Annotated in this window: 14 protein-coding genes; 8 read left to right on the plus strand and 6 right to left on the minus strand. The window is 65.0% G+C overall.

The annotated features are described in order from the left end of the window. Window positions 1–11: 11 nt before the first annotated feature. The 3 genes from AC1DSJ_RS11195 to AC1DSJ_RS11205 are packed head-to-tail and all read left to right on the plus strand — an operon-like array spanning window position 12 to window position 7,731. Window positions 12–3,110, plus strand: a complete 3,099-nt coding sequence (locus tag AC1DSJ_RS11195) for an MdtB/MuxB family multidrug efflux RND transporter permease subunit (protein WP_054421314.1) — start codon at window positions 12–14, stop codon at window positions 3,108–3,110. Continuing rightward, entirely contained in the window at window positions 3,107–6,220 is a 3,114-nt protein-coding gene (locus AC1DSJ_RS11200; RefSeq protein ID WP_441371444.1) for a multidrug efflux RND transporter permease subunit, read from the plus strand. The genes AC1DSJ_RS11195 and AC1DSJ_RS11200 overlap by 4 nt, the downstream gene beginning before the upstream one ends. Continuing rightward, window positions 6,217–7,731 (plus strand): efflux transporter outer membrane subunit, encoded by a 1,515-nt coding sequence (locus AC1DSJ_RS11205; RefSeq protein ID WP_441371445.1) that lies wholly within the window; start codon window positions 6,217–6,219, stop codon window positions 7,729–7,731. Before AC1DSJ_RS11200 ends, AC1DSJ_RS11205 begins: the two co-directional genes overlap by 4 nt. A gap of 12 nt (window positions 7,732–7,743) precedes the next feature. On the opposite strand, the gene AC1DSJ_RS11210 is transcribed toward AC1DSJ_RS11205, so the two are convergent. The 6 genes from AC1DSJ_RS11210 to AC1DSJ_RS11235 form a co-directional block, all read right to left on the minus strand. After that, complete coding sequence (locus tag AC1DSJ_RS11210; RefSeq protein WP_054421317.1) at window positions 7,744–8,409, minus strand: TetR/AcrR family transcriptional regulator; 666 nt, start codon at window positions 8,407–8,409, stop codon at window positions 7,744–7,746. A 141-nt stretch (window positions 8,410–8,550) separates the two neighbouring features. Next, complete coding sequence (locus AC1DSJ_RS11215; RefSeq protein ID WP_175172034.1) at window positions 8,551–9,513, minus strand: Nudix family hydrolase; 963 nt, start codon at window positions 9,511–9,513, stop codon at window positions 8,551–8,553. Next, window positions 9,506–10,372 (minus strand): ATP-binding protein, encoded by an 867-nt coding sequence (locus AC1DSJ_RS11220; protein ID WP_054421319.1) that lies wholly within the window; start codon window positions 10,370–10,372, stop codon window positions 9,506–9,508. The genes AC1DSJ_RS11215 and AC1DSJ_RS11220 overlap by 8 nt, the downstream gene beginning before the upstream one ends. 6 nt (window positions 10,373–10,378) lie before the next feature. Then, window positions 10,379–11,605 (minus strand): bifunctional glutamate N-acetyltransferase/amino-acid acetyltransferase ArgJ, encoded by a 1,227-nt coding sequence (gene argJ / locus AC1DSJ_RS11225; RefSeq protein ID WP_175172032.1) that lies wholly within the window; start codon window positions 11,603–11,605, stop codon window positions 10,379–10,381. A gap of 155 nt (window positions 11,606–11,760) precedes the next feature. After that, on the minus strand, window positions 11,761–12,831 hold the full coding sequence (locus tag AC1DSJ_RS11230; protein WP_441371446.1) for a hypothetical protein: 1,071 nt from the start codon (window positions 12,829–12,831) through the stop codon (window positions 11,761–11,763). A gap of 62 nt (window positions 12,832–12,893) precedes the next feature. Beyond that, complete coding sequence (locus AC1DSJ_RS11235; protein WP_054421322.1) at window positions 12,894–13,388, minus strand: MarR family winged helix-turn-helix transcriptional regulator; 495 nt, start codon at window positions 13,386–13,388, stop codon at window positions 12,894–12,896. A 328-nt stretch (window positions 13,389–13,716) separates the two neighbouring features. Between AC1DSJ_RS11235 and AC1DSJ_RS11240 the strand changes: the two genes are divergently transcribed. The 5 genes from AC1DSJ_RS11240 (at window position 13,717) to AC1DSJ_RS11260 (ending at window position 18,390) form a co-directional block, all read left to right on the plus strand. Next, complete coding sequence (locus tag AC1DSJ_RS11240) at window positions 13,717–14,880, plus strand: ABC transporter substrate-binding protein (protein ID WP_054421323.1); 1,164 nt, start codon at window positions 13,717–13,719, stop codon at window positions 14,878–14,880. Window positions 14,881–15,006: 126 nt separating this feature from the next. Next, window positions 15,007–15,927: a branched-chain amino acid ABC transporter permease gene (locus tag AC1DSJ_RS11245; protein ID WP_046807392.1), complete on the plus strand. Its 921-nt coding sequence runs from the start codon at window positions 15,007–15,009 to the stop codon at window positions 15,925–15,927. Beyond that, window positions 15,927–16,886, plus strand: coding sequence for a branched-chain amino acid ABC transporter permease (locus AC1DSJ_RS11250; RefSeq protein ID WP_441371447.1), 960 nt, complete (start codon window positions 15,927–15,929; stop codon window positions 16,884–16,886). The genes AC1DSJ_RS11245 and AC1DSJ_RS11250 overlap by 1 nt, the downstream gene beginning before the upstream one ends. Continuing rightward, on the plus strand, window positions 16,883–17,686 hold the full coding sequence (locus AC1DSJ_RS11255; RefSeq protein WP_420840202.1) for an ABC transporter ATP-binding protein: 804 nt from the start codon (window positions 16,883–16,885) through the stop codon (window positions 17,684–17,686). Before AC1DSJ_RS11250 ends, AC1DSJ_RS11255 begins: the two co-directional genes overlap by 4 nt. Continuing rightward, window positions 17,686–18,390 (plus strand): ABC transporter ATP-binding protein, encoded by a 705-nt coding sequence (locus AC1DSJ_RS11260; RefSeq protein WP_054421326.1) that lies wholly within the window; start codon window positions 17,686–17,688, stop codon window positions 18,388–18,390. The genes AC1DSJ_RS11255 and AC1DSJ_RS11260 overlap by 1 nt, the downstream gene beginning before the upstream one ends. Window positions 18,391–18,412: the final 22 nt, after the last annotated feature.

Below are 18,412 nucleotides of genomic sequence, written 5' to 3' on the forward strand. Positions count from 1 at the left end.
CCGAGACCATCGTGAGCCCGTCGCGTCTGTTCATCCTCCGCCCCGTGGCCACCACCCTTGCGATGGTGGCCATCCTGATCGCTGGCTTCATCGCGTACCGGATGCTGCCCGTGTCGGCGCTGCCCGAGGTGGACTACCCGACGATTCAGGTGGTGACGCTGTACCCGGGGGCGAGCCCCGACGTCATGACCTCGCTGGTCACCTCACCGCTTGAACGCCAGTTCGGGCAGATGCCGGGCTTGAACCAGATGTCGTCCACCAGTTCGGGCGGCGCGTCGGTCATCACGATGCAGTTCAACCTGACGCTGCCACTGGATGTGGCCGAGCAGCAGGTGCAGGCCGCCATCAACGCGGCATCGAACCTGCTGCCCAGCGACCTGCCCGTGCCGCCCACCTACAACAAGGTGAATCCGGCTGATGCGGCGGTGCTGACGCTGGCCATCACCTCGCCCACCATGCCTTTGCCGCAGGTGCGCGATCTGGTCGATACGCGGGTGGCGCAGAAGTTGTCGCAGATTCCGGGCGTGGGCCTGGTCAGTGTGGCGGGCGGGCAGCGGCCGGCAGTGCGGGTGCAGGTGAATCCGCAAGCGTTGGCGGCCAACGGGCTGGCCTTGTCTGACCTGCGCACCGCCATCGTGGGCGCCAACGTCAACCAGCCCAAGGGCAATCTTGACGGCCCGCAGCGCTCCACCACCATCAACGCCAATGATCAGCTGAAGTCGCCCACCGACTACAACGACCTGATCATCGCCTACAAGAACAACGCGCCGCTGCGTTTGTCTGACGTGGCGCGCGCAGTCGAAGGCGCCGAAGACACGCGGCAGGCGGCGTGGGCCGGCGACAAGCCCGCCATCCTGCTGAACATTCAGCGCCAGCCGGGCGCCAACGTCATTGACGTGGTCAACCGCATCCAGACGCTGCTGCCCCAGCTGCGCGCAGCCCTGCCGGCCACGCTGGACGTGACCGTGGTGTCTGACCGCACGCAAACCATCCGCGATTCGGTCGAAGACGTGAAGTTCGAAATGCTGCTGGCCGTGGCGCTGGTGGTCATGGTGACGTTTGTGTTCCTGCGCAGCCTGACCGCCACGCTGATCCCCAGTGTGGTGGTGCCGCTGTCGCTGGTGGGCACGTTCGGCATCATGTATTTGGCGGGTTTCTCGATCAACAACCTGACGCTGATGGCGCTGACGATCGCCACCGGCTTCGTCGTGGACGACGCCATCGTCATGATCGAGAACATCGCCCGCCACATCGAAGAGGGCGAAAAGCCGTTGCAGGCCGCGCTGAAAGGCGCATCCCAGATCGGCTTCACGCTGATCTCGCTGACGTTCTCGCTGATTGCCGTGCTGATTCCGCTGCTCTTCATGACGGAAGTGGTGGGCCGTTTGTTCCGCGAGTTCGCCATTACGCTGGCTGTGTCGATTCTGATTTCGCTGGTCGTATCACTGACGCTCACGCCAATGATGTGCGCCCGTTTGCTGCGCGCCGAATCGGAACAGAAGCACGGCCGCTTTCATACGGCCACGGGCAATTTCATCGACCGCGTCATCGCCGGCTATGACCGCATGCTGCAAGTGGTGCTGCGCCATCAGCCGCTGACGCTGCTGGTGGCGTTGGGCACGTTCGCGTTGACGGTGGTGCTGTATATGGTCGTGCCCAAGGGCTTCTTCCCGCAGCAGGATACCGGCTTGATCCAGGCCATTACCCAGGCGCCGCAGTCCATCTCGTTCCCCGCCATGGCCGAACGCCAGCAGGCTGCAGCGCGATTGGTGCTGGAAGACCCAGACGTGCAGGCCGTGTCCTCGTTTATCGGGGTGGATGGCAGCAACGCCACGCTCAGCGCCGGCCGCATGCAGATTTCGCTGAAACCCCAAGCCGAACGCAGCGGCAACTTGCGCGCGGTGATGGCGCGCTTGCAGGAATCGCTGTCTAAGCAAGACGGTCTGACCGTCTATATGCAGCCCGTGCAGGACTTGACGATCGAAGACCGCGTCAGCCGCACGCAATATCAGATGACGCTGTCCAACCCCGATCTGAAAGTGCTGAGCGAATGGACGCCCAAGCTGGTGGACCGGTTGCGCCAGGTGCCGGGCTTGAAAGACGTGACCGACGATCTGCAGGACGACGGCTTGCAGACCTGGGTTGAAATCGACCGCGATGCGGCGTCCCGCCTGGGCATTACGGCCGCGGTGATCGACGAGGCGCTGTACGACGCCTTCGGCCAGCGGCTGATCTCCACCATCTTCACGCAGTCCAACCAGTACCGCGTGGTGCTGGAAGTGCAGCCGCAGTTTCAGATGAACCCGTCGTCACTCGGCCAGATTCATGTGCCAACGTCGTCTGGCGGGCAAGTGCCGTTGTCGTCGGTGGCGCACATCAGCGAAGGCCGCACCGTACTGGCCGTGAACCGGCTGGATCAATTCCCCATGGTGACGGTGTCGTTCAACCTGGCTCAGGGCGCGTCCTTGTCGAATGCGGTTGAAGCCATCACCGCGGCCGAAGCCGAAATCGGCATGCCGGCCGGCGTGGAAACGCGCTTCCAGGGCGCGGCGCTGGCGTTCCAGAATTCGCTGACCAGCACGTTGTGGCTGATCCTGGCGGCTGTCGTCACCATGTACATCGTGCTGGGCGTGCTGTACGAAAGCTATATCCACCCGATCACGATCCTGTCCACCTTGCCGTCGGCCGGCGTGGGCGCGTTGCTGGCGCTGTTGATCAGCGGCACCGAGCTCGACATGATCGGCATCATCGGGATCATTCTGCTGATCGGCATCGTGAAGAAAAACGCCATCATGATGATCGACTTTGCGCTGGACGCCGAGCGCAAGCGGGGCTTGAGCCCGCGCGCGGCCATCCACGAAGCGGCGTTGCTGCGCTTTCGCCCGATTCTGATGACGACGCTGGCTGCGCTGTTCGGCGCCTTGCCGCTGATGCTGTCCACCGGCACGGGCGCTGAGCTGCGCCAGCCGCTGGGCCTGGTGATGGTGGGCGGCCTGCTGCTCAGCCAGGTGCTCACGCTCTTCACCACGCCGGTCATCTATCTGATGTTCGACCGCATGTCGCGCCGCTGGCGTGGCGTGCGCGAACCGGCCGCCGGGGACGCGTCATGATCCTGTCGGCGCCCTTCATCGTCCGGCCAGTGGCGACCACGCTGCTGAGCGTGGCGGTTGTGATGGCGGGAATGCTGGCGTTTTTCCTGTTGCCGGTGGCGCCGTTGCCGCAGGTGGACATCCCCACGATCTCGGTGTCGGCCAGCCTGCCGGGCGCCAGCCCTGAAACCATGGCCTCCAGCGTGGCCACGCCGCTGGAGCGGTCGTTGGGCAGCATTGCGGGCGTGACGGAAATGACGTCCAGCAGCTCGCAGGGGTCCACCCGAGTCACGCTGCAATTCGATTTGTCGCGCGACATCAACGGTGCGGCGCGCGACGTGCAGGCCGCCATCAATGCCGCGCGTTCGCTGTTGCCTAGCGGCCTGCGCAGCAACCCCACGTATCACAAGTCCAACCCGTCCGACGCGCCCATCATGACGCTGGCGCTGACATCTAACACGCTCAGCCAGGGCCAGCTGTACGACATCGCGTCCACCATCGTGGCGCAGAAACTGGCGCAAGTGGATGGGGTGGGCGAAGTCACCGTGGGCGGCAGTTCGCTGCCAGCCGTGCGCGTGACCGTGCTGCCGGGGGCGCTGGCCAACCGCGGCGTGTCGCTGGACCAACTGCGCGCCACGCTTGCCAACGCCAATGCGAACCGGCCCAAGGGCGTGCTGGAGAACGACCGCTACCACTGGCAGATCATGGTCAGTGATCAGTTGAGCCGCGCCGAGCAATACCGGCCGCTGATTGTGGCGTGGAACGACGGCGCGCCGGTGCGCGTGTCGGACGTGGCCACCGTGGAAGATTCCGTCGAAGACCTGTACCAGACCGGCTTCTACAACGACCGCAACGCCATCCTGATGATCGTGCGCCGGCAGGCCGACGCCAACATCATCGAAGCCGTGGACGCCGTGCGCGCGCAGCTGCCCGTGTTGCAAGCGCTGATGCCGGCGGATGTGAACATGACCGTGGCGCAAGACCGCACGCCCAGCATCCGGGCGTCGCTGCACGAGGCCGAACTCACGCTGATCATCGCTGTGGGGCTGGTGGTGCTGGTGGTGCTGCTGTTCTTGCGGCGGTGGCGCGCGGCCATCATTCCCAGCGTGGCTGTGCCTGTGTCGCTGATCGGCACGTTCTGCATCATGTACCTGTGCGGCTTCACGCTGAATACGATCTCGCTGATGGCCCTGATCGTGGCCACGGGCTTTGTCGTGGACGACGCCATCGTGGTGCTTGAGAACATCATGCGCCACGTTGAGAACGGGATGTCGCCGATGCGCGCGGCCTTGCGCGGCTCGCGCGAAGTCGGCTTCACGGTGCTGTCGATGAGCTTGTCGCTGGTGGCGGTGTTCATTCCCATCCTGTTGATGGGCGGCGTCGTCGGCCGCTTGTTCCGCGAATTTGCCGTGACCTTGTCGGCCGCCATCATGGTGTCTTTGGTTGTGTCGCTGACCTTGACGCCGATGATGTGCGCGCGTCTGCTGCGGCCCGAACCCAAGGAGCAGAAGCCGCCCGGACGGCTGTCGCGCTGGTCCGAACGCGGCTTCGACGCCATGCTGGATGGCTACCGCCGCAGCCTGCGCTGGGCGCTGGCGCACGGCCGGCTGATGATGGTGATTCTGGCCGTGGCCGTGGGCTTGAACGTTTACCTGTACATGGTGGTGCCCAAGGGCTTCTTCCCGCAGCAGGACACGGGCCAGTTGCTGGGCTTTTTCCGCGTGGATCAGGGCACGTCGTTCCAGGCCACGGTGCCGAAACTGAACGCCTTGCGCAAGATCGTGCTGGCGGACCCGGCGGTGCAGAGCATGACGGGGTACGCGGGTGGGCGGGGCGGCAGCAACAGCAGCTTCATGCAGATTCAGTTGAAGCCCTTGGAAGAACGCAAGGTGTCGGCCGATGTCGTCATCAACCGCCTGCGCGGCAAGCTGCAAAACATGCCGGGCGCGCGCATGTTCCTGGTGTCGCAGCAAGATATCCGCATCGGCGGGCGGCAAAGCCAGGGCTCGTATGACTACACGCTGATGTCGGGCGACCTGCAATTGCTGCGCACGTGGATGCCGAAGGTGCAGCAGGCCATGGCCAAGATTCCCGAAATTACCGACGTGGATACCGACGTCGAGGACAAAGGCCGCCAGATCAATCTGGTGATCGACCGCGAGGCCGCGACACGCCTGGGCGTCAGCATGTCCACGATTTCGACGGTGTTGAACAACTCGTTCAGCCAGCGTCAGGTGTCGGTGATGTACGGCCCGCTGAACCAGTATCACGTGGTGCTGGGGCTGGCGCCGAAGTTTGCGGAAGACATTGAATCGCTGAAGCAGGTCGAGGTGATTACGTCGACGGGCGCGCGCGTGCCCTTGCTGTCATTCGCCACGCTTGAAAACGGTAACGCGCCGCTCAGCGTGCAGCACCAGGGCTTGTTCGTGGCCGACACCGTGTCTTTCAGCCTGGCGCCCGGCGTCTCGCTGGGCCAGGCCACCGCCGCCATTGATGCCGCCGTGGCGCGCATCGGCTTGCCGTCGGATCAGATCCAGGCGGGCTTCCAAGGCACCGCCGCCGCCTTGCAGCAGACCTTGGCGCAGCAGCCCTGGCTGATTCTGGCCGCGCTGGTCACGATGTATATCGTGCTGGGCATCCTGTATGAAAGCTTCGTGCATCCGCTGACGATTCTGTCGACTCTGCCGTCCGCCGGCTTGGGCGCGTTGCTGGCGCTGCTGCTGGTGCGATATGACTTCACGCTGATCGCGCTGATCGGGGTGTTCCTGCTGATCGGCATCGTGAAGAAGAACGCCATCATGATGGTGGACTTTGCGCTGGATGCCGAGCGCAACCAGGGCATGGCCCCGCGCGACGCCATCTTTCAGGCGTGCCTGACACGCTTTCGCCCCATCATGATGACGACCATGGCCGCTATTTTCGGCGCGCTGCCGCTGGTGCTTGCCACCGGCGCAGGTGTTGAAATGCGCCAGCCCCTGGGCATTACCATCGTGGGCGGCCTGGTGCTAAGCCAGATCCTCACGCTGTACACCACGCCTGTGGTCTATCTTTACCTGGACCGTTTCCGTCTCTGGGCCGCGCGCGGGCGCGGCACGCGGAACGCCGCCCCTGATTCCATAGAACACACATGATCCGCATCACGCCTTTGCACGCCTTCTTTCCTCGCAGCGCCGCCACGATCGCGCTGTGCGCGCTGTTGGGCGCCTGCGCGGTTGGCCCCGACTACCAACGCCCCGAGCTTGATGTGGGCGCGTCCTATAAAGAAGCGCAAGGCCAGGATCAGGTGGAAGGCTGGAAGCGCGCGCAACCGCGCGATGACGCAGACCGTGGCGCCTGGTGGCTCGTCTATGACGACGCCACCTTGAATGGGCTGGTCGACCGCTTGAATACGTCGAACCAGACCATCGCCCAAGCCGAAGCGAATTACCGTCAGGCGCTGGGTTTGGTGCGCGCCGCACGCGCTGGCTTCTACCCCACGGTGGGCGCAAGCGCCGGCATGTCGCGTGCGGGCGCCGGCAGTGGCAACGGCTCATCGTCGGTGTCCAACGGCAGCAATGTGTCGAACCAGTACACGGTGACCGGCAGCGTCAGTTGGGAATTGGACGTGTGGGGCCGCGTGCGGCGCAGCACCGAATCGTCTGAAGCCAGCGCGGCCGCAAGCCTGGCCGACCTGGCCGCCACGCGCTTGAGCGCGCAGGCGGCGCTGGTGCAGACCTATCTGCAACTGCGCGTGCTGGATGAACAAAAGCGCTTGCTGGACGCCACGGTGGCGGCGTACGAGAAGTCATTGCAGCTGACGCAGAACCGCTATGCCGTCGGTGTGGCGGGGCAGGCCGATGTGGCCGTGGCGCGCACGCAGGTGGAAAGCACGCGCGCCCAATCGATCGACCTGGATTGGCAACGCGGCCAGTACGAGCACGCGATTGCGGTGCTGATGGGCCAGGCGCCGTCGCACTTCAGCCTGCCGCCCGCCGTCTTCGCGCTGCAACTGCCGCAGATTCCGGTGGGCCTGCCGTCTGAACTGCTGGAGCGCCGTCCTGATGTGGCGGCAGCCGAACGCCGTGCGGCGGCGGCCAATGCGCAGATCGGCGTGGCCGAGGCCGCGTGGTTCCCGTCGCTGACCTTGTCGGCCGATGGCGGTTTTCGCAACGGGCAGTTTGCCGAGCTGCTGACCGCGCCCGCGCGCTTCTGGTCCTTGGGGCCAGCGCTGGCCATGACGATCTTCGACGGCGGCGCGCGCGCGGCGCAAGTCGAACAGGCACGCGCGTCCTATGACTCGCAGGCCGCCGCTTACCGCCAAGCCGCATTGGTGGGCTTGCGCGAAGTTGAGGACTATCTGATCCAGCTGCGGGTCATGGAGAACGAACAGGTCGTGCAACGCCGCGCGCTGGAGTCCGCACGCGAATCGCTGCGTTTGATCCAGAACCAATACCAGGCCGGGCTGGTGGATTACCTGAGTGTGGCGGTGGTGGACGCCACCGCGCTCAACAGCGAGCGCAACGCGCTGAGCCTGTTGGGCACGCGTCTGGTGGCCAGCGTGAATTTGATTGTGGCGTTGGGCGGGGGGTGGGATGGCCTGCCGGCGGTGCAGCAGGCCGATGCAGCGCCTGCGCCTGCCTCGACGACAGCCCCTGTGAACTGAACGCGCAGCGGGTCACACGACGGGTTCGCCGGACGCCGCGCTGCTTTGGCGGCGCGCTTCTAATGCCGATAACGCTTCGGCATTGAGCTCATCCGGAAAGCTGTGCGCAACCAGGTATTCCAGCGCTTTGTCGATGCGCGCCCAGCCTTCCGGCTCATGCAGCGGCAAGCCTAAAAAATGCGTGGCGGTTTTGGCGCGCAATGTCAGGTACACCGCCCCGGCCAGTATCACGCCCGCCACAGCAGGCACGTCTACGTCAGGCGCAAGTTCGTCAACGCGCTCGATGAATCCGCGCGCGGCATTTTCGCGGCGTTCGGCAAGCGTTGCGGTGACGTCGTTCTGTTCGATCAGTTCCCAGCGCCGCACTTCGCGCAGGGTTTCATTGCCTAATAGCGTTTCGATCTGCGCGCGCAGCATCGTCAGAATCAGATCGGCCGGCGTGCGCTGGCTGGATTCCTCTGCGGCCAACAAGCCGGGGTCGCGTGTCCAGAAATCTTGTTCTTTCATCCACGCCAGCAGCAGGCCCGGCATGCCGTCGAAATAGCGGTAGATGAGTTCTTTGCTGACGCCTGCGCGTTTGGCGATGGCGTTGATGCCGACTCCGCCCATGCCTGTTTCCAGGATCTGGGCTTCAAGGGCTTGGAGTATTTGGCGCTCGGTATTCGCACGGCGGGACATGACAGGTTCCTTCATGACGAGAGAGCTGTCGTGGCCCGTCACGCGGGACACCCGGCTATCAGGACCGGAGCGGCGCCGGAGGAGCCGGCGGCGGGGCCGATAAGACTTACATCTTGCCAGACTTCCGGCCCCGCAGGGTAGTTAGATCACGCCACGTATACCCGCGATGCCGTGCGCACCATGACGTAGTGCGTGCGACACGGTGGTGGTGGACTGGCCACCCAACGCGAAGACGGGAATGCCCGCATCGCGATTGCCCGCGACAAAGCCTTCCCAGCCGAGCGTTGCGGCGCCAGGGTGGCTGGGCGTGTCCAGCACGGGGCCAAGCACCGCAAAGTCGGCGCCGATTTCACGGGCGTGGACGACTTGCGCGTTGTCGTGCGCGGACACGCCAACCAGCGCGCCGGCCGGCAATTCGGGCCGTGCGTGCAAGCGGGCGGCGTCGGCCGTGCGCAGGTGCACGCCATCGGCTTCTTTCCACCATGCCGCGGGGTGCGCGCTGTTGACCAGCACACGCGCGCCAGCGGCGTGGCAGCGCTTGATCACTTGCTGAAAAACTTCATGCAGCGATGCCGCGCCGGCGCCATCGGGCCATTGCGGTTCACGCAGTTGCACGAGCTTCACGCCACGCGCAAGCGCCGCGTCCAGCCGGCCCAGGAACGCGGCCACGCCGGCACGCGAGCCGATCGAGCTGATGCCATAAGTGGTGGGCAGTTGCAGCCAGCGCAGCGGGGGCAGGGTGGCGGGAAGCAGATCGCCGACCGATGCCGCGTTGGCGGGGTTGACCCATTCCAGGCGCTGGTTTTCCAGCCCTTGCGGTTCGCCTTCCCACGCCGTGACATGGCAGAACGCCAGGCGCACGGTGGTGTGCGGATAGACGTGCACATAGGTCACCCACGGACGCGATTGCGTGACGCGGATGCCCAGTTCTTCCTGCAACTCGCGCGCCAGCGCTTCCAGCACGGTCTCGCCCGGCTCCAGCTTGCCGCCCGGCAATTCCCACCAGCCCGACCACGGCTTGCCTTCAGGGCGTTGGCCCAGCAGCAGCATGCCATCGGGGCGCAGGATCAAGCCGGCGGCAACGTCGACGATTTTTTCAGACATGGCGGGCCGCCCAATCGCGTGCGAACTGATACGCCACGCGGCCGGAACGCGAACCGCGTTCGATCGTCCATTGCAGCGCTTCGGTGCGTGACGGCGCGATATGCGCCTCCGGGCAACCCAGCTCGCGCAGCCAGTGGTAGACGATGTCCAGATAGTCGTCTTGCTTGAAGGGGTAGAACGATAGCCACAGGCCGAAGCGCTCGGACAGCGAGATCTTCTCTTCGACCGTCTCGCCCGGATGGATTTCGCCATCGGGCTGATGCTTGGCCTGCAAGTTTTCGCTCATGTATTCCGGCATCAGGTGGCGCCGGTTGGACGTGGCGTAGATCAGCACGTTGTCGCCCGAGGCCGACACCGAACCATCCAGCACCGACTTCAGCGCCTTGTAGCCGGGTTCGCCTTCTTCAAACGACAGGTCGTCGCAGAAGACGATGAAGCGTTCGGGGCGCGCGGCGACGAGTTCGACGATGTCGGCCAGGTCGCCCAGGTCAGACTTGTCGACTTCGATCAAACGCAAGCCGCGCTCGCCGTAGGCGGCCAGCATGGCCTTCACCAGCGAACTCTTACCGGTGCCGCGCGCGCCAGTCATCAGCACGTTGTTGGCCGGTTTGTGTTCCAGGAACTGGACCGTGTTGCGGTCGATGGTGGCCTTCTGGCGCTCGATGTGCTGAAGGTCTTCCATGTCGATGCGCGCCACGTGGCGCACCGCATCCAGCCAGCCGCGCGCGCCCCGCTTGCGCCAGCGGAACGCATGCGCGCTCCAGTCGATCTCGGGCGTGGCGGGCGGCAGAAAGGCTTCAAGCTGCGCCAGCACGCGCTCGGCGCGCTGGATAAGGGTGGTGAACTCGCTAGCGCTCATGGCGGATCAAGAACGGTAGTCGGCGTTGATCGACACGTACTCGTGCGAGAAGTCGCAGGTGTAGACCGTGTCCGACACCTGGCCGCGGCCCAGCGCAATGCGCACCGAAATCTCGGCCTGCTTCATCACGCGTTGGCCGTCGGCTTCCTGGTAGTCGGGGTTGCGGCCGCCGTTCTTGGCCACCAGCACATCGTCCAGCCACAGGCGGATGTTGGACACGTCCAGATCGTCGATGCCGGCGTAGCCGACGGCGGCCAGGATGCGGCCCAGGTTGGGGTCGGATGCGAAAAAGGCGGTCTTGACCAGCGGCGAGTGGGCCACGGCATAAGCCACCTTCAGCGCTTCTTCGGTGGTGCCGGCTTCTTCGACGCGGATGGTCATGAACTTGGTGGCGCCTTCGGCGTCGCGCACGATCTTCGTAGCCAGTTCCAGCGCGGCGGCGGTCAGCGCATCGCGCACGGCGGCGTAGGCGGCGTCGGATTCGCTGTTGACGGTCACGCCCGACTTGCCGGTGGCGGCGATGATGAACGAGTCATTCGTGGACGTGTCGCCGTCAACGGTGATGCGGTTGAACGACGCGTCAGCGATTTCGACGGCCAGCTTGCGCAGCAGCGGCTGGGCGATGCCGGCATCGGTGGCCAGGAAGCTGAGCATCGTCGCCATGTTCGGGCGGATCATGCCCGCGCCCTTGCTGATGCCGGTGAAGGTGACGGTCTTGCCGTCGATCTGCACCTTGGCCGACGAGATCTTCGGCAGCGTGTCGGTCGTCATGATGCCGTGGGCGGCGCTGGACCAGTGGTCGGCCGCCAGGTTGGCGATGGCGCCCGGTAGGCCGGCGACCAGGCGGTCAAGCGGCAGCGGCTCCAGGATGACGCCGGTTGAGAACGGCAGGATCTGGCTGGCGGGCACGCCCAGCAATTTGCCCAGCGCGTCGCAGGTATCTTTGGCTTTCTTCAGGCCTTCTTCGCCGGTGCCAGCGTTGGCGTTGCCGGTGTTGATGACCAGCGCGCTGATGGGGCCGCCAGCGGCCAGATGGGCCTGGCAGACCTGCACCGGGGCGGCGCAGAAGCGGTTGCGCGTGAACACGCCCGCCACGCTCGTGCCTTCGGCTAGACGGAAGACGGTCAGGTCACGTCGGTTGGCTTTGCGGATGCCGGCCTCGGTGACGCCGATTTCAACGCCGGCAACAGGAAAAATTTCGGACTCGGAGGGGATCTGCAAATTAACGGCCATGACTTCGTCTCTTGAGTAGGCAGGACGGAATCGCCGCCCGAAAATAGGCGGCGGGTGGGGGAAAGCTTCGTATTATCCCACCGCTTTGCGGCAGGGGTTTGTCAGGGGGGCGGCCAGGGGCATGCCCTGGGGGCATCCGCGGCCATCATCGGTAATCAGGGGGCCATTCGCATGGCGGCCACGTCCAGGACGCCCGCTTCGCGGTTGCTCAACACGCTGCGCACGGTGCCGTCCGGCGCTTGCAGCACCGAATTGCCTGCTGAGACTTCTTCACCGCCCTCGCGGCGGGCCGTACGGCCCCGAGACGGGGAAAACAGCAGGTCGCCTGGCTGCGCGCCGGGCAGGCGAGGGGGCGCGGACAGCACGCGGGTGCCGGGCGGGTAGGTCATGCTGCCCAGGATCGCTTCGCGCGCCAGCAGGCCTTCGAAATTCAACATCCGGCGCTGGGCGTCCAGCCGCATGTCGACTTTCAGCAGCGGCATCTGGTGCAGGCTCAACGCGTCGCTGCCCTCGGTGCGCAGCAGCCAGCGCGGCGACGTGGCGGTGGTGTCGGTGTTGGCGTTGGCGTTGGCGTTGGTATCCAGCGGCGTGCCGCGCGCCGCCTCGTCAACTTTCAGCCAGGCGCCGGCCGGTACGGGCTGCTTGTCCAGCGTGTTGCCAATCGCCAGATGGCAGCTGGAAAAGCGGGGCTGGCCGCCCTGCATCACGAATTCAAGCCGATGGCCATGGGCGCACAGCCAGCCTTCCTGCGCCTGGTCGCGGGCGATTTCAACGGACAGGGTTTCGGGCTGCTTGGGCGTGGCGGCGTAGCGGAAGAGCTGCGTGGCGTTGACCCCGAGCACGGGCGCAGGATGGGTCTCGGGGAAGACGGCGCGATCGAACGACGCCAGCTCGCCTGCGCGCGTCAGGCTGAGCACAGTGCCAGCCGGCATGTCCACGCCCGCCAGCCGGGTCGCGTGCGGCAAGGTCGTCTTGCGGTCGGCGTCGGCCTGGGCATCGCGCTGGGCGGCAAACCACAGGCTGAACTGCTGATAGGGAAAGATGGCGCCGATAAGCGCCAGGAAGGTCATCAGCGTGGTGCCGACGCGGCGGTGGTCGCCCAGCCAGAGCCGGGCGCTGCGGGTGGTGGCCAACACCGCCAGCCAAGTCAGCAACGTGGCCAGGCAGGCCAGCGAGGCCGCCATCAGCACATAGAAATTACCGCCAGGAAGAGATACCGGAATCATGGCGGCAATTATGCGCCAAACCGGGCGCGGATTTCAGCGCCCGGGGCGTCTCTTCACAAGCGTTAGCCCTTGGCCGATTCCGACCGGGTGGCGACCACCTGGAGCTTGAGTTCGCCCAGCGCCTGGAACAGCGCGTTGCGGGTGGATTCGGGCAAGTCGCCGAACATGGACTTGACCCAGGTTTCATGTGCGCGCGCCATGCGGGCAAAGCTCTTCTTGCCCTGAGGCGTGAGCTTGATCAGCGAGCTGCGGCGGTCGGACTCCACTTTGGTGCGCACGACCAGGCCTTCTTTTTCGAGCTGGTCGGTGATGCCGGTGATATTGCCGTTGGTGACCATCATGTGGCGCGACAATTCGCCCATCTTCATGCCTTTGGGCGCGCGCTGCAATTGCGCCATCAGGTCAAAGCGCGGCAGCGTGGTGTCGAACTCATTGCGCAACCGGCTGCGGATCTCGCTTTCGACGAGATTGGCGCAGGTGAGCATGCGCAGCCACAGACGCAACGCGTGGTGGTCATCGGGCGCGGCGCGGGATTCCAGATCGGGAGCGTCAGTCATCGTCGGTTTTCTTGAGGTTCGGCGGGATGTCGGGTACTGTCGCGTGCGTTGCACCGGGCGACCCATCCGACGCGGTCATCGTTGAGGTGGAGGGAAAACCCTTCGGTAAAAACCCTAGTCTTGTTTTGAAGAATACTTTAAACCTAAACTATGAACCACGCCAGTTTTCCCTATGCTGCACAAGGGGATTGTGGTGTGGCAAGCAATATCTTGCCGCACGCGTTTGACGGCGGCGCAATGGCGCCGGCAGGCCGGGCATAGAAGTCTTTCGAATCGCACCCTCAAAAAGAACACCCTCTGCGCGGGCTCGCGCACGGAGCACACCACCATGCGTTTGATCACTTCCCTTATCGCCGCCGCCGCACTGGTTCCGGCCGTGGCCCTGGCCGACGCCGTTAAGGTCGGCATCGCCAACGATATCTCCGGCCCGTTCTCGGCCTTGGGCGCTGAAGCCCGCGACGGTTTCAACCTGGCCATCAAGCAACTGGGCAGCAAGCTCGGCGGGCAGCCCGCCGAATTCGTGCAGACCGACATGGGCGGCAACCCGGATCAGGCCCGCCAACTGGTCACGCGCTACATCCAGCGCGACAAGATTGATTTCTTCACCGGCCCCATTGGCTCCAACGTGGCGCTGGCCGTCGGCCCCGCGCTGTTCGCCGCCAAGGTGCCGTACCTGTCGAACAACCCCGGCCCCAGCCAGTTCGCTGGCGCCCAGTGCAATAACTACTGGTTCGGCACGTCCTACCAGAACGACGCCTTCCACGAAGCCGCCGGCAAGGTCGCAGCTGACCGTGGCTTCAAGAAAATGTTCATCATGGCCCCGGACTACCCGGCCGGCAAAGATGCGCTGACGGGCTTCAAGCGCGGCTACAAGACCGCCCCGGGCGACGAGGTCTACACCAAGCTCGGCCAGATCGACTACGCGGCGGAAATCGCCCAGATCCGCGCCGCCAAGCCGGACGCCGTCTACATCTTCCTGCCGGGCGGCATGGGCATCAACTTCGTCAAGCAGTTCGTGTCCGCCGGCCTGTCGCAAAACGTCAAGCTGATCGGCCCGGGCTTCTCGGCTGACGAAGACGTGATCCAGGCCGTGGGCGACCCCATGCTGGGCATGTACAACACGGCGCAATGGGCGCATGACCTGGACGTGCCGCAGAACAAGATCTTCGTTGACGCCTTCCGCAAGGAATACAACGGGCGCTACCCGTCCGTGTACGCCGCCCAGGCCTACGACGTGATCATGGCCATGGACGCCGCCGTCAAGCAGGCAGGCGGCAAGGCCTCTGACCGCGACGCCATCATCAAGGCGCTTGAGAAGGCCGACTACCCGTCGGTGCGCGGCAGCTTCACCTACGGCAAGAACCACTATCCGATCCAGGCCTACTACCTGCGCGTGGTCGACAAGGACGGCAACGGCCGCATCACCAACAAACTGGTGGGCAAGGTGTTTGACAAGTACCAGGACGTCTACGTCGGCGAGTGCAAGCTCTAAGGTAAGACGCTACGCGTGCGTGGGGGCGTCCGGCCATGCCGGACTGACCCGCCCCGCGCCGCCAGCCATCGCAGGTTCGAATCGCACGCGCACCGCTCGCAAGGTCCGCGGCAGGGGGAAGTGTTCATGACGTTTACGCTGATCGTCGAGCAATTGCTGAACGGTCTGCAGTTTGGGTTGATGTTGTTTCTGATCGCGGCCGGGCTGACCCTGGTCTTCGGCATCATGGACATCATGAATCTGGCTCACGGCTCGCTCTACATGGCCGGCGCCTATGTCGCCGCCGAAACCATGCAGCGCACAGGTTCATTTACCGCCGCCGTTCTGGTGGCGGCCGTCGCCACCGGCCTGGTTGGCGTGGTGTTGGAACTGACGCTCATCCGCCGCCTGGCGCTGCGCGACCACCTGGCTCAGGTGCTGGGCACCTATGCCGTCATCCTTATCGCCAATGATCTGGTCAAGATGATCTGGGGCCCCGCGCCCGTCATGCTCAACATGCCCGCCGTGCTGTCCGGCCCGGTGCGTCTGTTGCCCGATCTGCTGTACCCCGCTTACCGCCTGATGATCATCGTCTTCGGCGTGGCCGCCGCCGCCGGGCTGTATTGGTTCGTGACGCGCACCCGCGCGGGCGTTCTGGTACGGGCCGGCGCGTCCAACCGCCAGATGGCCACGCTGATGGGCGTGCGCGTGCCGCTGCTGTTCCTGGGTGTGTTCGTGCTGGGCGCCATGCTGGCCGCCGTGGCCGGCGCGCTGCTGGGGCCGATCACCTCGGTGCAGGTGGGCATGGGTGAAGAAATCCTGATTCTGGTGCTGGTGTGCATCGTCATCGGCGGCATCGGTTCGATCCGCGGTGCGTTCGTTGGCGCCTTGCTGGTGGGCATGGTGGACACGGCCGGGCGCGCGTTTCTGCCGATGCTGTTGCGCCAGGTCTTTTCGCCGGCCGTGGCATCCAGCGTCGGCCCGACGCTGGCCGCCATCGCCATTTATGTCTTGATGGCGGCTGTGCTGGTGTTCCGGCCCTCTGGCCTGTTTCCGGCGCGGGGTTGATGATGAGAACCACACTCTGGACGGTGGTCCTGCTGGCGGCCTTGGCGGCATTCCCGCTGGTGGCGCCTGCATTGGGCCTGGACTTCTACATTTCGTTCGTGCGCCGCGTGCTTATCTACGCGCTGGCCGCGACCAGCCTGAATTTGATTCTGGGCTACGGCGGCATGGTGGCGCTGGGGCACGCAGCCTTCTTCGGCGCGGGCGCCTACGCCGTGGGCATTCTCGCGATGTCGGGCATCACGTCGGCGCTGATCGTCTGGCCGGTGGCGATGCTGCTGGCGGGCGTGTTGGCGGCCATCACCGGGGCGATCTCGCTGCGCACCCGTGGCGTGTACTTCATCATGATCACGCTGGCGTTTGCGCAGATGCTGTTCTACATCTTCATTTCGTTGCGCCAGTACGGCGGGGAAGACGGGCTGAACCTGCCCGGCTATTCCACGCTACCGGGCATCGATCTGGCCAATGACGTCAGCTTCTATTACCTGGTGCTGGTGCTGTTTGCTCTGGTGATGTGGGTGTTCAGCCGCGTGGTGTCTTCGCGCTTTGGCACGGCTTTGCAGGGCATTCGCGAAAACGAATCGCGCATGGAGTCCATGGGTTACCCGGTCTACCGCATCAAGCTCGTGGCCTTCACGCTAAGCGGGGCGGCGGCGGGTTTGGCTGGCGCGCTGTTGGCCAACCATAACCTCTTCATCTCGCCCAGCCTGATGCATTGGACGCAGTCGGCCAACCTGCTGATCATGGTGCTGGTGGGCGGCATCGGCCTGCGCTGGGGCGGTGTGGCCGGCGCGGTTGTGATGCTGACCCTGGAAGAAGTGCTGCGTCTGTGGACGGAATACTGGCATCTGCCGCTGGGCGTGCTGCTGCTGTGCGTGGTGTTTGGCGCACCGCGCGGTTTGGTCGGGTTGTTTGGCCCGTGGTTTGGCGGCCGTGCCGCATCGGGCAAGGTGGGATCATGAGCGCAGTGATGAATGGCAGTTCCACCATGAACGGCAATTCCACGGCTAGCCCGGTCTTGCAGGCGACGGGCCTGGTGCGCCGCTTCGGCGCGCTGGTCGCCACCGACAATGTGTCGCTGTCTTTGAACCCGGGCGAGATCCACGCCCTGATCGGCCCCAACGGCGCAGGCAAGTCGACGCTGATCCACCTGTTGTCCGGCACGCTGGCGGCCGATTCCGGCACGCTCACCGTGGGCGGGCGCGACGTGACCAGCATGAACGCACACCAGCGCGTGGCGGCAGGGCTGTCGCGCTCGTATCAGATCACCAATATCTTCAAGCAGTCCACCGTGTTGGACAACCTGGTGCTGGCGGTGCAGGCGCACGCGGGCTCGAGCTTCCGATTCTGGAAGCCGCGCGCGGCCGAATCCGCGCTGTATGAACAGGCGCGCGAACTCGCGCGTGAATGCGCCATCGACGCCAGCTTGCTCGAACGCCCGGCCGGCACGCTGCCGCATGGCGAGCAGCGCAAGGTGGAATTCGCGCTGGCGCTGGCCGCAAGGCCCAGCGTGCTGCTGCTGGACGAACCCATGGCCGGCATGGGGCCGGACGAAACCGTCCGCCTGACCGAACTGATTGAAACGCTGCGGGGCCGCGCCGCCATGCTGCTGGTTGAACACGATATGCAGGCGGTGTTCCGCTTGGCTGATCGCCTGTCGGTGCTGGTGTATGGCCGCGTGATCGCGACCGGCACGCCCGACGAAATCCGCGCCAATCCGGAAGTGCGGCAAGCCTATCTGGGCGACGAGGAGACCGCGTGATGCTCACCATCGAATCGGCCAAAAGCGGCTACGGCGCCAGTCAGGTGCTGTTCGGCGTGGATTTGCAGATTGGCGCAGGCCAGGTCGTGACCTTGCTGGGCCGCAATGGCATGGGCAAGACGACGCTGCTGCGCACGCTGTTCGGCCAGTTGCCGCTGCGCGGCGGCAAGATCCATTTCGCAGGGCAGGACATCAGCGGCTGGAGCTCTGACCGCATCGCGCGGCTGGGTGTGGCCATCGTGCCTGAAGGGCGGCAGTGCTTTCCCAACCTGACGGTGCGTGAGCACCTGACGGCGTTCGTCGCCGCGCGCAACCCCGACATCGGCGACCCCTGGACGCCCGACCGCGTGTTCGATCTGTTCCCCCGGCTGCGCGAGCGCGCTCGCAACATGGGCAATCAACTGTCCGGCGGCGAGCAGCAGATGCTGGCCATCGGCCGGGCGCTGGTCACCAACCCGCGCCTGCTGATTCTGGACGAGGCCACCGAAGGCCTGGCGCCCAAGATCCGCGAAGAAATCTGGAACTGCCTGGCGCGGCTGCGCGAAGCGGGGCAGACCATTCTCGTCATCGACAAATATGTCGAAAGGTTGCTGAGCCTCGCGGATCAGCACGTCATTCTGGAACGCGGCAAAGTGGTCTGGACGGGCGACTCTCCGTCGCTGGATGCCGACCGCGCCCTATGGGAACGCTATCTGGGCGTGTAGTAATAAAGCCGCAAGAAGCGTG

Source organism: Achromobacter sp. 01N37 (genome assembly GCF_056399725.1).

Bases quoted from the DNA above. Each gene is read 5' to 3' on its own strand.
- AC1DSJ_RS11200 (WP_441371444.1), top strand. From the start codon at position 3,107: ATGATCCTGTCGGCGCCCTTCATCGTCCGGCCAGTGGCGACCACGCTG.
- AC1DSJ_RS11205 (WP_441371445.1), top strand. From the start codon at position 6,217: ATGATCCGCATCACGCCTTTGCACGCCTTCTTTCCTCGCAGCGCCGCC.
- AC1DSJ_RS11210 (WP_054421317.1), bottom strand. From the start codon at position 8,409: ATGTCCCGCCGTGCGAATACCGAGCGCCAAATACTCCAAGCCCTTGAA.
- AC1DSJ_RS11215 (WP_175172034.1), bottom strand. From the start codon at position 9,513: ATGTCTGAAAAAATCGTCGACGTTGCCGCCGGCTTGATCCTGCGCCCC.
- AC1DSJ_RS11220 (WP_054421319.1), bottom strand. From the start codon at position 10,372: ATGAGCGCTAGCGAGTTCACCACCCTTATCCAGCGCGCCGAGCGCGTG.
- argJ (WP_175172032.1), bottom strand. From the start codon at position 11,605: ATGGCCGTTAATTTGCAGATCCCCTCCGAGTCCGAAATTTTTCCTGTT.
- AC1DSJ_RS11230 (WP_441371446.1), bottom strand. From the start codon at position 12,831: ATGATTCCGGTATCTCTTCCTGGCGGTAATTTCTATGTGCTGATGGCG.
- AC1DSJ_RS11235 (WP_054421322.1), bottom strand. From the start codon at position 13,388: ATGACTGACGCTCCCGATCTGGAATCCCGCGCCGCGCCCGATGACCAC.
- AC1DSJ_RS11240 (WP_054421323.1), top strand. From the start codon at position 13,717: ATGCGTTTGATCACTTCCCTTATCGCCGCCGCCGCACTGGTTCCGGCC.
- AC1DSJ_RS11245 (WP_046807392.1), top strand. From the start codon at position 15,007: ATGACGTTTACGCTGATCGTCGAGCAATTGCTGAACGGTCTGCAGTTT.
- AC1DSJ_RS11250 (WP_441371447.1), top strand. From the start codon at position 15,927: ATGATGAGAACCACACTCTGGACGGTGGTCCTGCTGGCGGCCTTGGCG.
- AC1DSJ_RS11255 (WP_420840202.1), top strand. From the start codon at position 16,883: ATGAGCGCAGTGATGAATGGCAGTTCCACCATGAACGGCAATTCCACG.
- AC1DSJ_RS11260 (WP_054421326.1), top strand. From the start codon at position 17,686: ATGCTCACCATCGAATCGGCCAAAAGCGGCTACGGCGCCAGTCAGGTG.